This is a genomic window from Gelidibacter japonicus, assembly GCF_010725055.1.
Taxonomy (GTDB): domain Bacteria; phylum Bacteroidota; class Bacteroidia; order Flavobacteriales; family Flavobacteriaceae; genus Gelidibacter; species Gelidibacter japonicus.
Genome location: NZ_BJKB01000010.1, coordinates 42,026 through 60,141, shown reverse-complemented (window position 1 = coordinate 60,141; position 18,116 = coordinate 42,026). Strand labels below are relative to the sequence as shown.

At 36.9% G+C, this 18,116-nt stretch carries 19 protein-coding genes; 6 read left to right on the top strand and 13 right to left on the bottom strand.

Going from position 1 to position 18,116, the window contains the following annotated elements; genetic code table 11:
• Positions 1-23: 23 nt before the first annotated feature.
• From G6N06_RS11360 to G6N06_RS11325, 8 genes are all read right to left on the bottom strand, one after another.
• Complete coding sequence (locus tag G6N06_RS11360) at positions 24-545, bottom strand: DUF488 domain-containing protein (RefSeq protein WP_163516864.1); 522 nt, start codon at positions 543-545, stop codon at positions 24-26.
• Positions 546-571: 26 nt separating this feature from the next.
• Positions 572-1,384, bottom strand: a complete 813-nt coding sequence (locus G6N06_RS11355; RefSeq protein ID WP_163516863.1) for an SDR family oxidoreductase — start codon at positions 1,382-1,384, stop codon at positions 572-574.
• Between the two features lie 260 nt (positions 1,385-1,644).
• Positions 1,645-2,718 carry an AOC03_06830 family ribosome hibernation factor gene (locus tag G6N06_RS11350; protein WP_240338048.1) on the bottom strand — a complete coding sequence of 358 codons (1,074 nt, stop codon included), beginning with the start codon at positions 2,716-2,718 and terminating at the stop codon, positions 1,645-1,647.
• A 95-nt stretch (positions 2,719-2,813) separates the two neighbouring features.
• Positions 2,814-3,665, bottom strand: a complete 852-nt coding sequence (locus G6N06_RS11345) for an META domain-containing protein (protein WP_163516862.1) — start codon at positions 3,663-3,665, stop codon at positions 2,814-2,816.
• A gap of 312 nt (positions 3,666-3,977) precedes the next feature.
• Complete coding sequence (locus G6N06_RS11340; RefSeq protein WP_240338047.1) at positions 3,978-4,478, bottom strand: GbsR/MarR family transcriptional regulator; 501 nt, start codon at positions 4,476-4,478, stop codon at positions 3,978-3,980.
• A gap of 85 nt (positions 4,479-4,563) precedes the next feature.
• The gene (locus tag G6N06_RS11335; protein WP_163516861.1) at positions 4,564-5,103 is read right to left on the bottom strand and encodes a DsrE family protein; all 540 of its coding nucleotides are present in this window, start codon (positions 5,101-5,103) and stop codon (positions 4,564-4,566) included.
• Positions 5,100-6,272, bottom strand: coding sequence for an MFS transporter (locus tag G6N06_RS11330; RefSeq protein WP_163516860.1), 1,173 nt, complete (start codon positions 6,270-6,272; stop codon positions 5,100-5,102). The genes G6N06_RS11335 and G6N06_RS11330 overlap by 4 nt, the downstream gene beginning before the upstream one ends.
• Positions 6,273-6,457: 185 nt before the next feature.
• On the bottom strand, positions 6,458-7,225 hold the full coding sequence (locus G6N06_RS11325; RefSeq protein WP_163516859.1) for a TrkA C-terminal domain-containing protein: 768 nt from the start codon (positions 7,223-7,225) through the stop codon (positions 6,458-6,460).
• Between the two features lie 256 nt (positions 7,226-7,481).
• On the opposite strand from G6N06_RS11325, the gene G6N06_RS11320 reads away from it, so the two are divergent.
• Positions 7,482-9,071, top strand: a complete 1,590-nt coding sequence (locus G6N06_RS11320) for an FMN-binding glutamate synthase family protein (RefSeq protein ID WP_163516858.1) — start codon at positions 7,482-7,484, stop codon at positions 9,069-9,071.
• Positions 9,072-9,289: 218 nt separating this feature from the next.
• On the opposite strand, the gene G6N06_RS11315 is transcribed toward G6N06_RS11320, so the two are convergent.
• Together G6N06_RS11315 and G6N06_RS11310 are read right to left on the bottom strand one after the other, a co-directional pair.
• Positions 9,290-9,745 (bottom strand): pyridoxamine 5'-phosphate oxidase family protein, encoded by a 456-nt coding sequence (locus G6N06_RS11315; protein ID WP_163516857.1) that lies wholly within the window; start codon positions 9,743-9,745, stop codon positions 9,290-9,292.
• Between the two features lie 309 nt (positions 9,746-10,054).
• Complete coding sequence (locus G6N06_RS11310) at positions 10,055-10,240, bottom strand: CsbD family protein (protein WP_163516856.1); 186 nt, start codon at positions 10,238-10,240, stop codon at positions 10,055-10,057.
• Between the two features lie 224 nt (positions 10,241-10,464).
• On the opposite strand from G6N06_RS11310, the gene G6N06_RS11305 reads away from it, so the two are divergent.
• From G6N06_RS11305 to G6N06_RS11285, 5 genes are all read left to right on the top strand, one after another.
• Positions 10,465-11,247, top strand: a complete 783-nt coding sequence (locus G6N06_RS11305; protein ID WP_163516855.1) for a DUF3108 domain-containing protein — start codon at positions 10,465-10,467, stop codon at positions 11,245-11,247.
• Between the two features lie 3 nt (positions 11,248-11,250).
• On the top strand, positions 11,251-11,652 hold the full coding sequence (locus G6N06_RS11300; protein WP_205334762.1) for an FUSC family protein: 402 nt from the start codon (positions 11,251-11,253) through the stop codon (positions 11,650-11,652).
• Between the two features lie 101 nt (positions 11,653-11,753).
• Positions 11,754-12,800 (top strand): M28 family metallopeptidase, encoded by a 1,047-nt coding sequence (locus G6N06_RS11295; RefSeq protein ID WP_163516854.1) that lies wholly within the window; start codon positions 11,754-11,756, stop codon positions 12,798-12,800.
• Between the two features lie 177 nt (positions 12,801-12,977).
• A complete protein-coding gene (locus G6N06_RS11290) occupies positions 12,978-14,546 on the top strand; it encodes a M28 family metallopeptidase (protein ID WP_163516853.1) in 1,569 nt (522 codons plus the stop codon).
• A 290-nt stretch (positions 14,547-14,836) separates the two neighbouring features.
• On the top strand, positions 14,837-15,427 hold the full coding sequence (locus tag G6N06_RS11285; RefSeq protein WP_163516852.1) for a hypothetical protein: 591 nt from the start codon (positions 14,837-14,839) through the stop codon (positions 15,425-15,427).
• 62 nt (positions 15,428-15,489) lie between these two features.
• Here the strand turns inward: G6N06_RS11285 and lpdA are convergent, their stop codons facing one another.
• From lpdA to G6N06_RS11270, 3 genes are all read right to left on the bottom strand, one after another.
• Complete coding sequence (lpdA, locus tag G6N06_RS11280; protein ID WP_163516851.1) at positions 15,490-16,890, bottom strand: dihydrolipoyl dehydrogenase; 1,401 nt, start codon at positions 16,888-16,890, stop codon at positions 15,490-15,492.
• 118 nt (positions 16,891-17,008) lie between these two features.
• Positions 17,009-17,635 carry a CPBP family intramembrane glutamic endopeptidase gene (locus tag G6N06_RS11275; RefSeq protein ID WP_163516850.1) on the bottom strand — a complete coding sequence of 209 codons (627 nt, stop codon included), beginning with the start codon at positions 17,633-17,635 and terminating at the stop codon, positions 17,009-17,011.
• A 5-nt stretch (positions 17,636-17,640) separates the two neighbouring features.
• Positions 17,641-18,099, bottom strand: a complete 459-nt coding sequence (locus G6N06_RS11270; protein ID WP_163516849.1) for an Lrp/AsnC family transcriptional regulator — start codon at positions 18,097-18,099, stop codon at positions 17,641-17,643.
• Between the last annotated feature and the right edge of the window lie 17 nt (positions 18,100-18,116).

The following is an 18,116-nucleotide window of genomic DNA, read 5'->3' as shown; positions in this document are numbered from 1 at the left end:
GAGACGTTAATTGACATTATTATTTAATGATAGAACAGTTGCCCATCTTCTACTTTTGCCGGTTTTGTGTATGGGTGCTCTTGATGCTGATTTTCTCCCATAATATGAATGACGTTCCAACCATTTGCTTTTAATTGATCTGAAATCATTGAACGATGACAACGCCACCAAACGGCTTCAGAACACATGATGGCACATCTTTTTTCAGAAGCCAAGGACTCCAATGTTTTGAAAGCATCCTTAAATTCAGAAGTTTCCATATAATCGGCATAACCTCTGAAGGACGGGTGATTCCATACCGTGTTTTTAGAATCTTGGGAAGCCTTGCGTCGTCCACCCAAAGCTTCTATATGTCTGTAATCAATTCCATTTTCAAGTAAAGCGGACTCAAGAGTTTCTGTATTAAACTGTGGGAATTTTCGCGAACCAGGAAAGCGTCGTACATCGATGAGCAGTGCTATCTCGTCACTATTGAGCAAGGCCAAAAACTCTTCAAGAGTTCTGGTTGAATGCCCTACAGTCCATATGATCTTGTTATGCTCCATAACGATGTGTTTTAATCACAAAAAATCTATCCCATTTTTTTAATGTTTTGAATAACACCACCATCCACCAAAATATCGGTACCCGTAATAAAACTGGCGGCATCAGTGGTTAAAAAATGAACAACTCCTGCAATATCTTTCGGTTGACCATTTCGTTTTAAAGGTGTTGCCGCTTTTATCTTTTCCATTCGTTCAGGATGTTCTGCGGCGGCCTTCAAGGCCATTGGGGTTTCAATGACTCCAGGAGAAACAGTGACTATTCGCGCACCTTTTCCGCCCCACTTACTCACATTTTTATGGGTGAGCAAATGAACACCTCGTTTTGCAAAATTGTACATCGTGTCTGATGAACCGTCCACAAACTTACTTACAATATCAAAGGATTCTGTTGCTTGCGGATTGATAAGTGCCTCATCATATTCTGCGTTTGCAGGAACGGCGTGACCCATCATGGAAGAAAGCAATACTGCTACCGAATCTTTTTCGGCAAGCTCGTAAAAGGCATCAATCAAAAGTTCGGTGGCAACCAAATCGATGGTATACACTTTTTTCAGGTCCTTAACCGTACCACTGACACCAGCAGTGTGGACTAAAGCTTTTAGGCCACCTTTTTCAGAGACAAATTTGATAAGCTTATCTATATCATTTTTATCGGTTATATCACAAGAAATTCCAGACACATCAAAGCCGTCTTTTAACAAAGATGCGACTGTTTTATCAACTTGATCCTGTGAGTAATCGGTTATAATTATTGGTTGATCCTTAAAAGCTTGAGCACACGCCTGCCCTATTCCACCAGCTCCTCCGGTAATTACTATATATTTTTTCTGAACATCCATTTTTAAAGTATTTAAATATTAATCATTTTTTCGATATAGAATCAAGATCGCTATGCTAATACCTTCCTGCCGGTAGGCAGGGAACAAAGACTTGATTGTAAACGACTTACAGACAATTAGCTATTAAATTAAGTTGCCAAGCATTCTTCAATAAAAAGTGTCAACATCGACAACACTTCTCGAAAAACTCGAAAACAAAATAAATTGGCATTTGCTTAAGAACTCACTAAAACCAATGCCTATTTTAATTTGCAAAACTTTTAATAACGCGTAACAGCGCCAAATCCGTTAAATTTATCTAATTCTCCTTTGGGAAGGAATACAACATCACCGCCAAAATCCATATTCATCTCAATCATCTCATCATAAATATCATCGATGACATCTTTATCCGTTCTTTGGTCTTCTGACACATACACAATTTTGTCATTTTCTAAAATAGCGGGTTGAAACAAACCCTGTTCGATAAAAAGTGTTTGTATTTTCCCCTGGGAGATGGCTCTCCAAATGTCATTAGTGTCACTTAAGAATTTGTTTTCAGATACTGCTTTTAGCAATTCTGCCTTCCGATCATTGTTTCTTTTGATATTGTAGGTTTCAATGATTCTGTAAGCTTCAGAAACGATGGCATGATCTTTTTCGGCCATTCTGTTTTTGTTTAAATAGGTATCGTAAATACTCTGCTTTTCATCTGCGACTTTTAAATATTCAGAATAATTTTCTTCAACAGTGGAAATTAAAACTGGCAGCGGATTTTGTTTTCTTATACTATTCACTTCCTTGTCTACTCTGTTGAAAAATTCACCAATCAAACTTGACTGTCGTGATGCTGCAGCAGCTTGAGTTTTGTTTTTGGTAAAAGACTGTTCGTTTTCCATAGGAAATGGCGATCCAAATTCCTTTACGACCTTGTCATTTAATGCCTCAATCAACCGTGCTTTATCTTGGCTTAAAACCAATAAGTAATAGTTGGATTCAGCGTGGATAGACCGCACTAAATCTCTTGTAGCGAATGTATTATCAATGATTACCCGATCTACAACTTTTATTGGCAATCGTGTATACTCCGCTACATCATGGTTCACAAAAAGCAATAAGCTGTCCAAATTACGACTGTGATCAATGTCTTTGGCCAGCGCATGCAATTTGTCAATTAATTTCGTTGCATCCTTTTTGGTCGTATCTGCCAAAAGTCGTGTTTCAACTTCTTTGATATGGTTTTTAAGTATTAATTCGTCTTTGAGATAATCAGGCTTCGTCCTATGGGAATTCATGATGATGGTAATACAATTTTCCGAACTGATGTCTTTAAGTTTTTTTAAGGTTGTCTTCATTTTTCAAGTTTTAAATTGATTAATAATTTACATGATTTTAAATTGAACTCGATAAAACTTTATCGAAACTCCTTGGTCCTATCCCTTTAAATAGGTTAGTCAAAATAAACCGCTTCAAATACTGCTAAAGGCGCTCTTCTGCCTACGTTTAAACTCAACACATCATCTACGATGGTGTAATTGTCTGCAAGTTCAAAGACTTTAAGAAATGCTGATTCATCAACATCAACATCTGGGCAAGCTTTTAAAGTGGTCAACATGCCTTTGAACCGAATACGATTGCCTTCTTCCAAAGTATATTCTCCATTAATAGTGTTACAACCAGCAAATCCCGTCACTCTGTTATCTTGAGACTTTAATGTGAAATAAATCTCACGTTCTTGGTTGTCTGCCATTGTGATATTCTGGCCTTCCAAGGTTTTCAACTTCCAATATTTTCCAACAATGGGATCAATGTCCATTTCTCCTTTTTTAAATTCTGCCAATGGGGCCCTCTTTGCTTTATTAAGCGCCAACTTACCATCAGAAATAGTGAAATTATCGGCATTTTCAAAAATGCTCAATATTTGTGACTCATTGATTTTGGCGTCTGGGCAAGCCATTCGGGTAGACCCCAATTGCAAAAATGAAATCCGATTGCCTTCTTCCAAGGTATAAGTACCCATAAAGCTATTACATCCTGAAAACCCATTGACACTATTGTCTTCAGAGTTTAAGGTGAAATAAATAATCTGACCATTCTTTTCACGGTCTGACATGTCCCGACCGTCTAAAGTAGTGATGATCCATTTCGTATTTTCAATAGACATCTCTTGATTTGTACTTTTTGAGTCGGCTGTGTCGGTGTTATTTTCAGAAGTTTCTAAATTTGAATTTGTCTTCTTCCCAGTATTACAGCCCATGATAGTGAAAGCGATAAGGGCGATTGTGGCTATTTTAATTTTCATTGTTTATGTTGTTTTTAATTTAATTTCTATGTTTTTGATTCTTGTTCTTATTCTGAATAGTTTGATTGGTATTATTCTTAAGCAAAATCCAACTACTCAATAAGCAAACTTCCTGTAAATAAAGAGGAAATAGTATTATTTGATTAACCTCATTGAAAAACTCTGTGCCTCAAAAAACCCAGCACTTTAAGATTTCCATTAACATCAAGAGTTTTCTATAAATTTAGTGTTAGTTCATAACATCACGAACTATATAATTATAAACCAATGTTAAACTTTACTCTTGAAAGCGATCCCGTTAATGATATTTAATCATGTTTCGGAAGCTTGATGAGCTTTGATTTTCTCAATGGTAACAGCAACAAGTGCTTGCATCTTTTTCAAATAGTCTGTCGTAATATCCCCCAGGGATTTTTCATTTGTGAATTTCTCTGGAAAATGTATTTTATTGTATGAATTAATTTTCTCAACCAAATGGATTTCATTCTCCAATGATTGAAGATTTGCTTCTAATGTGGTCAATTGATAGTATTTAGAGATTCTAAAATAACGTTTTCTATCACCACTCTTTGTATAATATTCAATATGCTTTAATTGTATTAAAACATTCAAATTTACCGATGTCGAGCTTTTACTGGAGCCCACAATTTCACGAATCTCCTCAAAGGTCAATCCTTCATAGGAAGACAAGGTCAATAAAGCATAAATTCGAGCGGCAAGCGGTGCTATTTGCAATCTTGTTTCCAAACCAAGACCTATCTCTTCAATCAATTTTAGTTTTTCTTCTGAAATGGCCATTTGTAACTTTTTCATAAAGATACGCTTAGTTCATAACATAGCGAACTAATATTTATTAAAGTTTTGTTATAATTTCCGAAACGATGATTTATCAAAGTTGCTAGAACATAGGCACAAAGCCTTCCATTTGATAAGTGGGCAGCGCCACGAGAGACGATGTCGTCATCTCAATATAAGGGTTGAGATCTTTAGTTGGGTCTATTCTATGTTTGCCCAAAGCTTGTCCGCAAACTAAAATTTTTACGTTATGTTGTTTCAACTTACTTAACAAGTCAAGATTTGGGTTGGTTCTTTGTTCTCTCCTTTGATGTTCATTGTCTGTTAACACAAACGGTGTTGCAGTTCCGCTGATAATGGCAACAATCTTTAAATTCTCTTGAGGCACCTTATAACTCCCCATAAGATTAATAAGTCTTGCTATTTTCCAAAGACCTTCGTTAACACCCTCACGCTCCTTCCCATCCTTGATATGAAACACTATTTTGTATTCTTTGGATGGGTCGGGTTGGTTCTGCGCCTCGTCATAATGGACAATTTTACCATAGCCTTCAATCATTGGAGTTTCCCAATCTTGTGCATTCAGTGTATTTTGGAAATTTAATATGATCAAAACGACGAGCAATTTAAGTGTAGTTTTCATGAGTTTTTGTATTGTTTTTTACTGTACGCAAGATGTACAATTAATATTAAAACCGATAGAAGTGTGCCGAGCCAACTTACCCCCTTCCATCCCAAGTGTTGCCAAGCTATCGCGCCCAGGGTGGTACCTATTGCTCCACCTATAAAAAATCCGACCATATATATAGTGTTGACCCGGTTACGAGCATCAGGGTTTTTCGAGAAAATAATATTCTGATTGGTAATGTGTAAGGCCTGTAATCCCAAATCCACCAAAACAACACCTAATATCAATCCTATAATGGACTGAGCTGACATCAAGAAAATGACCCATGAAATCACCAACAAAATCCCAGAATAAAAAATGATTTTGTTTTTACTGACTTTATCGCTTAATTTACCAACCACTATTGCACCAAGCGCTCCAACGATTCCAAAGATTCCAAAGGTTCCAGTAACTCCACTTCCATATCCAAAGGAATCTTCCATAAGAAAAACCAAAGTTGTCCAAAACGCACTTAAACCGGCAAAACCCAATGCCCCTCTTAAAGCCGCTAAACGTAATGACGGTTCTGTTTTAAAATAATGCCAAAGAGACATCATTAAAGCACCATAGCTTCCATTATAATTTGGTTTCAAATTAGGGAGCTTCCACTTCAAAATGACAAACAGGATGGCCATCAACACTGTGGCCGCGTAATACATGACCCGCCAACCAAACTCTTCACCAATAAAACCACTGATAATGCGACTGCCCAAAATACCAATCAACAATCCGCTCATGACGATACCAATGGCACGGCCCCTCCCCTGTTCATCAGACATTTGAGCTGCCATTGGAATAAACAATTGTGGGATTGCAGATGTAAATCCTATAAAAAAACTGCTGACTATCAAAGCCAATAGTGTTTGGGACATTCCTGCCGCAATAAGTGCAAGAATCATAAGGATAAAATCAAATTGAAGAATTTTATGATTAGAGAGTTTATCTCCCAACGGTACAATAAACAACAAGCCAAAGGCATAGCCCAGCTGTGTTGCTAATGCCACATTGCTCACCGCAGCTTCAGTAGCTCCAAAAGTTTCCGAAATAAGGTTTAAAAGAGGCTGGTTGTAATACAAATTGGCCACTACCAGACCTGCAGAAAAGCTCATGAGGTACAAGACCGAATTTGAAAGTTTTGGTGTCATCAATACGACGATAAAATTTATGGGCGATTTTTACTGATTGGGTCAAGTCCTATTGGTGCAAAATCTGGATATGAGTCCATATTTCGTTCCAAAAGAAATGATTCATATTAACATCCTGCAAAGATATAATCCAGGTTGGACAGACCATTGGATTTACCTCAAAGTTTTGTTAAATTAATGCATTATCATCCATCTTTTTTAGGATGTATTTGGGCTTCAAGACGTTCTTCCTCTTTTTTCACAAAGGCCTTGTGTTCTAGTTCTGCACTAAAATCCCGTTTTCGCTTAAACACACTGACAATCACTGCTGATTTACCATATACGGTTATCACATCCATCGGCAATATCATGACATCACCATTAGGTGACCCTAAGTAACCAGTACCACGTCTATCAACACCCAATATGATAAGACCTTCATGTTTTAAATTAAGGTCCCTTATGGTCTTGTTGACCATCCAAGAACCGTGATCAATCAACTTCTCACTAATTTTAAAATCATCCTTTAAATGCAAAATCGCTGCAAAATCCTGAATATCGATATCGGTGTAACGTTTCAGCACCCTAGTAATGAGTGCAGAAAGCGCAATGTCAATCCACTTACTTCTTATAGCCAACCAAATCACAGTCATCCCAACTACAACAGTCAACAAGCCGTATAGTTTTGACGCCAAGGTTTCGGGCAATATAAATGTTAATATCAGTGACGACATGACCGTCACAATACCCGCATTACCAATAATCATCAAATTGAAAATAATTCGTCTTCTTACAGGATGGTTCATTATGTTTTCAGATTCCGATGTGGTGAATCCAACGCCTGTATATGCTGAGCGCGACTGGAATTTCGCACTATCGGTGGAGAGACCGGTATGGACCAACGCAATAGTAGCGATTTTTGTAATCAAGGCTGAAATGGAAACCACTAAAAAAAGAGTGATGGCAGCAATCATATGTGACGGTATTAGAGATACAACTATAATGACATCCTATGGTAAGGCTAAAACACCCAAACAAAGCCACTATATCGCATTCAAAAGGTAACCAATTTCAAATAAAAAACTTAAAAAAATGAGCAAAATAATGGAACTTTTTTAAGTCTTTTGCGTCAATTGAATTAAATAATACAGAAATTTATTTAAACTATTTCGATTTAGTATGCAATCCAATTTTGTAATAGTATATTTGCATTTTAAATCCATTTAAGAGATGAAAGTTCGCGAAAAATTTATTTTAATTTCGATTATTGTAGTAGTGGCAATCGTTGGAATTGCTCTATTTTGGGGCCCAATTTTATGGGCTTTTGTTATCATACTCCCATTAATAATATTGGGTGTTTTTGACATCTTTCAAAAGAGTCATACCATCCGTAGAAATTTTCCTTTAATTGGTCGTGCCCGATATATGCTCGAGTCCATCCGTCCGGAAATCATGCAGTATTTTGTTGAGACCGATACCGAAGGAAGACCATTGAATCGTATCCTAAGATCATTAATTTATCGCCGGGCCAAAGGCCAAACCGACACCGAGCCTTTCGGAACCCAAATGGACATATACCATTCAGGTTACGAATGGCTGGAACACTCCATGTATGCAAAACAAAACCCAAAAGAAATCGGAGAGTTTCCAAGATTACTCATTGGAGGAAAAGAGTGCAAACAACCTTATTCTTCAAGCTTATTGAATATTTCGGCCATGAGTTTTGGTTCTTTGAGCAAGAATGCCGTCCTAGCCATGAATAAAGGTGCCAAAATGGGTAATTTTGCCCATAATACCGGTGAAGGAGGAATTAGTGATTATCATTTGGAGCATGGTGGCGACCTCATCTGGCAAATTGGAACAGGCTATTTTGGATGTCGCAATGATGACGGCTCTTTTAATGATGTTACTTTTAGGGAGAATGCGACGAGGCCTCAGGTAAAAATGATTGAGATAAAATTATCACAAGGAGCAAAACCAGGCCATGGTGGTATATTGCCCGCTGCAAAAAATACCGAAGAGATTGCCCGAATAAGACACGTAAAACCTGGTATTTCTGTTCATTCGCCACCTTCGCATACCGCGTTTTCAGATCCTATCCAGTTTATGCATTTCATCAAGCGCCTTAGAGATTTAAGTGACGGAAAGCCGATTGGATTCAAATTATGTTTAGGGAGAAAACAAGAATTTATGGATTTTTGTGAGGCAATGATTTATACAGGTATAACTCCCGATTTCATCACTATTGACGGTGGCGAAGGTGGTACAGGTGCTGCTCCGGTAGAATTCTCGAACTCAATGGGAATGCCGCTTCGTGAAGGTCTTATTTTTGTTCATGACACCTTGGTAGGTTTTGGATTAAGAGAGGAAATCAAACTTATTGTAGCCGGAAAAATCATTACAGGATTCCATATGGCCAGAGCCATCGCTCTGGGTGCGGACGGCTGCAATAGTGCAAGAGCAATGATGTTGGCCGTAGGATGTATCCAAGCTTTGCAATGTAACTTGAACACCTGTCCAACAGGCGTTGCAACGCAAAATCCATCCTTGGTAAAGGGATTGGTAGTTGAGGATAAATGGCCTAGAGCCAAAAGATATCATGAGGCGACAATACACAGCTTTTTAGAACTCGTTGCGGCGGCCGGTTTAAATGATCCGAGCGAATTGACCCGGAACCATATCAGTAAAAGAGTAGGTCTTTACGATGTCAAAACTTATGACGAGATCTATCCGTATATGGAACCTAATTCACTTTTGGATATCAATACAATCCCTGAGAGTTACAAGAAATTTTTCCATCTGACGCGGATCATGAAGTAATTCGATATAGCCTGTTCAGATTTAAAATTACCACACATAAAAAAAGGACTTCGATTGAAAGTCCTTTTTTTTATAATAAAGTTTGCACCAATTTTATATCTTACTTTTTTACAAAACTGTTGTACTCTTAAATTAATTAAAATCTATAAATCTGTTGACTTTAATTTTTAAAAGCATATCTCTGATTTTGTCCAAGAATACGACAATTACCGCGCAGCTTAGCCCTTTCTCATCTTACCAGTAATTTCTTCAATTTTTATGATGAAAATCATTGGGATGTTCTCGTTGATGGCCTTACTTGAAAACTCACTGATAAAACTCAACTCGATCAATTCCTTCTCGGCAATAAGCGTTTTGATTCCCAATGAAAAAACGTGAAGATAAGACTTTGCGTCACTACCAAAGAGTTGCTCAAATTTACCATGGACCATTACGGATTTCCACTTGGTGAGATGATCAACATCCACAATGTTTAGTGCTACTTCATTGTTTTTACGCATTGCGTTCATTTTGTGACCTTCAGCCGAATAACAAATGATAACATTCCTTTCGGCATCGTAGTAATAAGTAATGGGAACAACGAACGGTCTATTTTGATAGATATAGGATAAATGTCCTAAATACTCGTTTTTAAGAATCGATTTGCTGGCCTTTTGGTCTAATGTTATGTACATGATGATATTTGTTTTATTGACCAAGATACACTATACCTAAAACAGTAACTATGATATTGGTCATTTATTGGGTTTAAATAATCATGCTAAAAAGGTATCGTGATTGCTATGCCCTATTCGGAATGTTTTCATAAGGTATTTTAGTGCATTGTCAAACAAATCCGCCATCACTTGAACCTGATTTCGTCAAGCTAAAAATTGTCAACAAATTGTAACCGGCTTCCAAAAAATTCCGCACAAAACCCTATAAAATAGAAAAGTTCTCAAACAATAGGCTTGAGAACTTTTCTTTGAATCAATAATGGCATCCTACCAATTATCGATTTCCTTTTTTAATTCTTCTTTTGATTTACCGTAGCGTTCTTGCACTTTTCCGGCTAACTTATCGAAGTTTCCTTCGGCTTCGGTGTATTCATCATTGGTGATTTTTCCATATTTCTTTTTAAATTCACCTTTAATTTGTTTCCATTTACCTTCAAATTGATCTGAGTTCATAATATTGAAATTTTAAAGTTATTATTAGTTCTACCATAAAATTACATTTATTACTTCCCATTGGATATCTCAAAAGCACTAAACCTTAATGCGTATGCCACATTGGGATTTATTTAACAATTCCCATTACTGTTGGGCTATAGCATAAATTCGCTCAAAACCTTATTAATAAAACAGGATTTATTTATGATTATATAAATATCTTTAGCATCTAATTTTTAGACATGAAACAATTGCTTTTTATTATAGTTTTGAATTTCAGCCCAGTGTTATTTGCGCAAAACAATACCATTGCCGTGGGAGAAAAGTTAAGCTTTACAGCCTCTTATAACATGTCTGGATTAATGACTGAAATTGCACAAGTAAATATGGAAACTGGCCAGGTCAAAACATCCAATGCGACACTTTTACATTTAAAGTGTACAGCAGCCACCTATTCCAAATGGGATGGTTTTTTCAAGATTCGAGACCTTTACGAAAGTTATGTCAGTCCAACGAGTTTAACCCCATATTTATATAAAAGAGACATCAATGAAGGGAGCTACTATAAATTCATGCAATACACTTTCAGCCATAAAACCAATTCGGTCAAAAGCTTAATGCGTAAAAAAAATGACAAAGGTGAAATTTTTGATAAGACTGCTACGCTTAAAATTAATAGCGGTACCAAAGATATCGTATCAACCATCTATCATATCCGAAATTTGGACCTTCATAAAGCCAAGATTGGCGATGTTAAAAGTTTTAAGGTTATTTTTGATAACGAAGAAATGGTTATCAATGTTAAATATATAAGCAAGGAGACCATTGCCACTGCCATTGGCAAAAAGGAATGCTATAAACTGGCATTATCCCTTAACAACAAGGATATACTAAAAGGCGGTTCAAATGACAACCTATTATACCTTACAGCTGATGCCAACAAAGTCCCAGTATATGCAAAATTTAAAATCCCGGTGGGCAACGGCGAACTTAAAATTAAATCAGCAACCGGATTAAAAAATTAAACTATGAGACAACTTTTTATTGTTTTAGGACTTATCGCATCGATTTTAGCTTTGGTCATGGCCGTGACCCCTTTGTCACAATTTGCCTATCTACCTGCCCTATCCGCCTTAATTTTCGGCTTTGCGGCCTTTTATATTTCAAAACGAAAACAAATGCCAAAAAAGACCGTGCAATTGATCTTTTTATTGACGATTATATCGTTGGTTTTAACCACCTACAAATCGATTTTTAACACGGCCGAAGTAGGAAACCTTGAGGAATTGGAATTAAAGGAAGAGGCCTCTATTGAGGATTCGAAAGAAATTTTGGAACAGTTGGATATTGACAATGTGGATATTGATGATGGCACAACCGAACTGGAAACCGAAGACTTTCAAGATATTCAGGACTTGGAAGACCAATAAATTCACAAAAACAAACCATTGAAACACGTCATAAAAAAGGGAGAAGACTTCTATATTCCCTTTTTTTTTGTTTTATTTGGCTGCTAATTAATCTTTTATAAATGAAAGCTCTCCTCATCGCCTCTGCACTAACACTTGTTGGTTCTTGTGCGAATATCAGATACACCCAAAAAATTGAAAACCTAAAAGAAAGCATTGTTTTTGAGGATCCAGAAACCATCATAAAATACAGTCGTACCATTACACCACAAGAATTAAGCTCTCATGTATACACTTTATCTTCAGAAGATTTTGAAGGTAGGGAAGCAGGTAAAATAGGGTTTCACAGAGCTTCAAATTTCCTCAAGGACTTTTATGTGGACAATGATATCCCCTCCCCTCTGGGTTTTGATAATTACTATCAAAGAATTCCAAAATCGTATTTTTCAAAGAGCAGTCCAAGCACCCAAAATGTTGTTGCCTATATTGAAGGTTCAGAACATCCTGAAGAAGTCATAATAATCTCTGCACACTTAGACCATCTCGGTACCCTCACGGATAAGACCTATTTTGGCGCAGATGACAATGCCTCAGGTACAGCTGCCGTTATGGAAATGGCTCAGGCTTTTGCACTGGCCAAAAAAGATGGATATGGACCTAAACGAAGCATTCTTTTTTTGCATTTGACATCAGAAGAGTCTGGGCTTTTAGGCTCCAATTACTATGTAAAACACCCCATTTATGCCTTGGATAACACTGTAGCCAATTTGAACATTGACATGATTGGACGTGTTGACCGAATCCATGAAGAAAAGCAACAAGAAAATTACATTTATATTATTGGTGCGGATAGATTGAGCACAAAACTGCACTATATATCTGAAGCAGCAAACAACCAATTCTCAAAGTTAATATTGGACTACAAATATAATGCTGAAGATGACTCCAACCGTTATTATTACCGATCGGACCATTATAATTTTGCCCATAGAAATATTCCGGTCATATTTTATTTTAATGGTGAACACGAAGATTACCACCAGCCTTCAGATACGCCAGACAAAATCAACTATCCATTATTGCAAAAGCGAACACAACTTATTTTTTCAACCGCATGGTATCTTGCCAATTGCGATGAACGACTTGAAGTCGATAAAATCAAAAAATAATTGAGATCAGATCTAATAAAAATAAGTGCCTAAAAAACCATACTGGCAACATCTCTTCAAATTCAAAAATAATCCCATGGCACATTGTTAAAGTTTGTTAAATGAATTGAGGATTAAAACTTAAATTCTTGCGATTTTCGTATTATCGCATTTCACTTACATATAATCTACATTTTAATGAAAAAGTCATTTATTATTGCAAGTATTGCACTGAGCCTTTTTGCTTGCGGAACAAGCCAACAACAGGTCATAAAGACCGAAACAATTGTTTCAGTTGATCCTACGGTATATGGCAATACCATTACTTCTGATGAGCTAAAGGAATTATTATACACCTTTGCTTCAGATGAATTTGAAGGTCGTGATACGGGTTCAAAAGGTCAAAAAATGGCGGTCGAATTTCTAAAGGAACAATACGTTGCGCTAGGAATTCCTTCACCTATCTCGGAAGGTGATTACTTTCAGGAGGTGCCTTTGATCAATCAAAAGTCTCCAGAAACTGATATCACAGTCAACGGCGTCAAATTTGAAAACTATGCTGATTTTGTGACTGCCGGTGCCGCTTCCTCCCAGACCATAACCGCGTCTGATATTGTATATGCTGGCTATGGGATTGAATCTGAAAACTATTCAAGTTATACAGGTTTGGATGTAAAAGATAAAATTGTTTTGATCAAATCGGGGGAACCTAAAAATGAAGATGGCACTTATGTGACTACTGGTTCCAAGGAAGATACAAAATGGTCAGTAGGAAGACAGGCACTTTCATCAAAAAGAGAAGTGGCCAAAACCAAAGGGGCCAAGGTTTTATTGGTGATGGATGAAGCATACTTAAAGATGGTCTCTAACTTTATGCAGGCTGCTGCAAGATCTGGTCGTGATGGTCGTATTGCCCTAAAAGACAAGCAAGATGCAATGATTCAGATTTTAATCAGTGACAAGTTAGGAAAGGCACTCTTAAATGATATTGAAACAAATAAAACGTCAAAGAACATTGCAACCAATTTAGAAATTAAAGTGACCAGCCATTCTGAAGATGTGAATTCTGAAAATGTATTGGCATTTATAAAGGGATCTGAAAAACCAGACGAAGTTATAGTGCTTTCTGCTCATTTAGATCACGAAGGCATTAAAGATGGCGAAATATACAACGGTGCAGATGATGATGGCTCAGGAACCGTAGCTCTTTTGGAAATCGCAGAAGCGTTCAAGCTAGCCCAAAATGCGGGCCATGGACCAAAGCGGTCTATCCTGTTCTTACACGTTACGGGAGAAGAAAAAGGACTTTTAGGCTCAAGTTATTATACCGATGTGGATCCTGTTTTCCCATTGGAAAACACCGTTGCCAATCTTAACATCGATATGATTGGAAGAACGGATCCTAAACGTGAAGGTGATAGAAATTATGTGTATTTAATTGGTTCTGACAAATTGAGTACAGACCTTCACAACATTTCTGAGGAAGCCAATAATAAATACACAAACATCACTTTGGATTATACTTTCAATGATGATAACGACCCAAACCGTTTTTATTTCAGATCAGATCATTACAATTTTGCAAAGAACAATATTCCGGTTATATTCTACTTTAACGGTACGCATGATGACTACCATAGACCAACCGACACACCAGACAAAATTGAATATGATTTGTTGGAAAACAGAGCAAAATTAGTGTTTTACACCGCATGGAAACTGGCTAATCGAGAAGATCGAATTGTCGTTGACAAAGTGTCCCAATAATTAATTTACGATCCAGGCAACAGACCGGCAGTTTGAACCTGTTTGAGGTTTTGGAAGCCATGTCGTTCAAGCACTATCATCTTATTCATCGCAAAGGGCGGAACCATTCAGTTTCGCCCTTTTTCATTTCCCAAAACGACTTTTGAGTATGTCAAACAACTTGATATTTACATTTCATCTAAAAAAACTTCCCTAAATCGTTCAAATGATGGGATTTGAAAAATAAAATGTAGCTTTAATAAAATTAAATAAGATTTAGATGATTTAGTTAACCTTTTCAATTTATCGCCTTGAGAAATTATTTATATAATATTGTCCCAAACTTAGAGCCTTTTGATTACACATTGCATCACGACAATCAGTTTATCAACCAGGAATGGGTTTTGATCAATGGCATTGAAGATGCCAAGGCAATGTACGTTTTTAAACCAAATAATGAATTGGTCATTTCTGAGAATGATAAAGTCACGAAAACAAGATGGAGTTTTATAAATTCCAATTTCCTGTCCATTACCACTGAAGATGGGATTGTGTTGATCAAGGCGTTTTATAAAGATAAGGATGTACTGGTCTTGAACCAGAAGGCATCAGAGGATTATTCTTTTTTTATAAATGCCACCAATTATAAGGCTTCAATAAACAATAAAGACGACGTTCAAAAATATCTGAAAGAAAAGTACCTAAAAAAAGCATCAGAACTTATCGCGGAGCATGAATTCTACTATATTCAACATTCTAAGGAATATGGTCCTTGTACCACGAAAGAGCTCTTCAAAAAGGTAAAAGAAAGAGCAGTAAACGCCTATTGCCTGATCAGAGACGTCAATGAAACTGATTACACTAAAAAACTTCGGATTATAGATTTACTTCAAGAAGTATAAATAAAAAAAACGAATGCATCTGCATTCGCTTTCTCTTTATCATCCATTTGGTTATCCTATACTTAAATATGTAATGCCCTATCATCAGTAGCAGCCAATGCAGCCTCTTTAAGTGCTTCTGTATAAGTTGGATGTGCATGGGAAATACGTGAAATATCTTCGGCAGACGCTCTAAATTCCATCCCAACAACAGCCTCAGCAATCATATCGGCCGCACGGGCTCCAATCATATGAACTCCAAGAATTTCATCGGTTTCTTTATCAGCAAGGACCTTAACAAACCCGTCCAAGTCCATACTTGCTCTACTTCTACCCAAAGCGCGCATTGGAAACTGTCCTACTTTATATTCCACTCCCGCCTCTTTTAATTCTTCTTCTGTTTTTCCAACAGCGGCCACTTCTGGCCAAGTATAAACCACACCAGGAATTAAATTATAGTTGATATGTGGCTTTTGTCCAGCCAAGGTTTCCGCTACAAAAACGCCTTCCTCCTCAGCTTTGTGCGCGAGCATCGCTCCTTTTACTACGTCGCCAATAGCATAAATATTTTTAACGTTGGTTTGTAAATGCTCATTGACTTCAACTTGACCTCTATCCGTCAGTTTGACACCTGCTGCTTCAGCATTCAATCCATCCGTATAAGGACGACGACCTACTGAAACCAGGCAATAATCGCCCGTAAACTCAACTTCCTCTCCCTTTTTATTATCTGCCTTTACAATAACCTCATCACCTTTGCGTTCAACAGATTTTACCTTGTGCGATACATTGATACTGAATTTGGCTTTCTTTAATACCTTATTCAACTCTCTTGACAATCCAGCATCCATAGTAGGGATAATACGATCCATGTACTCAATGACAGTAACCTCCGCACCCAATCTTCTATATACTTGTCCAAGTTCTAAGCCAATTGCGCCGCCTCCAATGACAATCAAATGCTTTGGAATTTCTTTAAGCTTCAATGCTTCGGTAGAGGTTACGATGCGCTCCTTATCCAGATCAACAAAAGGCAGATTGGATGGCTTACTGCCTGTGGCAATAATAGTGTGCTTCGCTTCAATCTCTTCCGTTTTTTCTCCTTTAATAACAATATGGGTTGCATCCTTAAAAGATCCCAAACCTTGATAAACATCAATTTTGTTTTTCTTCATCAAGAAATCGATGCCGCCAGTGGTTTGATCAACCACCGCTTGTTTGCGGGAAATCATTTGTTCGAGGTTTACTTTTATATCGCCAGGAATATCAATACCATGTTCTTCAAAATGCTTAACGGCATCTTCATAATGATGAGAAGAATCTAATAGGGCTTTACTGGGAATACAACCAACGTTAAGGCAGGTGCCACCAAGAGTCGCATATTTTTCTATAATTGCAGTTTTCATGCCTAATTGTGCACAACGGATTGCTGCTACATATCCTCCAGGGCCAGAGCCGATAATGGCTACATCATATGAATTCATAAAATTGTTTTTTGATGTTTGTTAAAATTGAGTACAAAAATACGATTTTGATTGACCTTTTCCGAATTACGACCCGCGATTTTATCAATCTTGAATTTTAAGTTTTAAACCGTAACACTCAATCAGGAAATCCAAGCATTTGCCCCATTCCGACCGTAAACAGCCAACATCCATATATGGCATGCTCAATAGAGACTAAAAGTGTTGATTTCGTTTTGTAATAAGTCAGAGCGAATAGAATGCCTCCCAAAAAAGTCATTAAGATGACCAAAGAATTTCTGTAAAACAAATGTGCCAACGAAAACACTATGGCATTGACAAAAATAAAAAGTGACTTGCTTTTAAAAAGACAAGCATACCGTTGAAAATATAAGGTGCGGTAAATTAATTCTTGGGGATAAACTGAGAACATAGCATAGGCAAACAAAAAGAGAACCCAAAGATCGGGCTTTCGATAAAGCACATGAAACAGATCTGATTTAGCGGTGAGCAACATGTATCCAACCGTTAGAAAAGCAATAATCAACAGTTTAAAAAATACATGCTTCCAAAATAATTTCCATTGTAGATTTGGAGCAATTCTGAATTTGTTACCCTCCACCTTTAATAAGATATAAATCACATATGCAAATCCAATAACCGCAAGGAATGCTTTGATTATAAACGGATAATTTAAGGCAAAACTTACAGGCAAGATTATAAAAATCAAGAAAAATTCAGTGAGCTTGTAGGTAACTGAATGCATTTGAATCAAATAGTTATTGCAGTAGTATGTTTGACCTCATTGATCACAAACATACTGTGTGTACTACCAATATGGTTGATGGATGTTAACTTGCTGACCATAAACTCTCTAAAGTCTTCCATATCTGAAACAATGACCTTTAAGAGATAATCATAATCACCACTAATATGGTGACATTCCATCACTTCTGCAAGATTTGCAACCTCTTTTTCAAACTTAATGATATAATCTTGAGTGTGTTGAACAAGTTTGACGTGGCAAAATGCCACAAAATTTTTGTTCGCTTTTTCTTTTTGAACTAAAGCCACGTAATTTGAAATAACACCTTCCTTTTCCAGTTTTCTAATGCGTTCATATACCGCTGTTACTGACAGGTTAAGTATATTGGAGAGCTCTTTATTGGTCCGCTTGCTATTGGTCTGTAGAAGCTTGAGAAGTTTTTTATCAATGGCATCAAAATTCATAAAAGAAAATTTTTCAG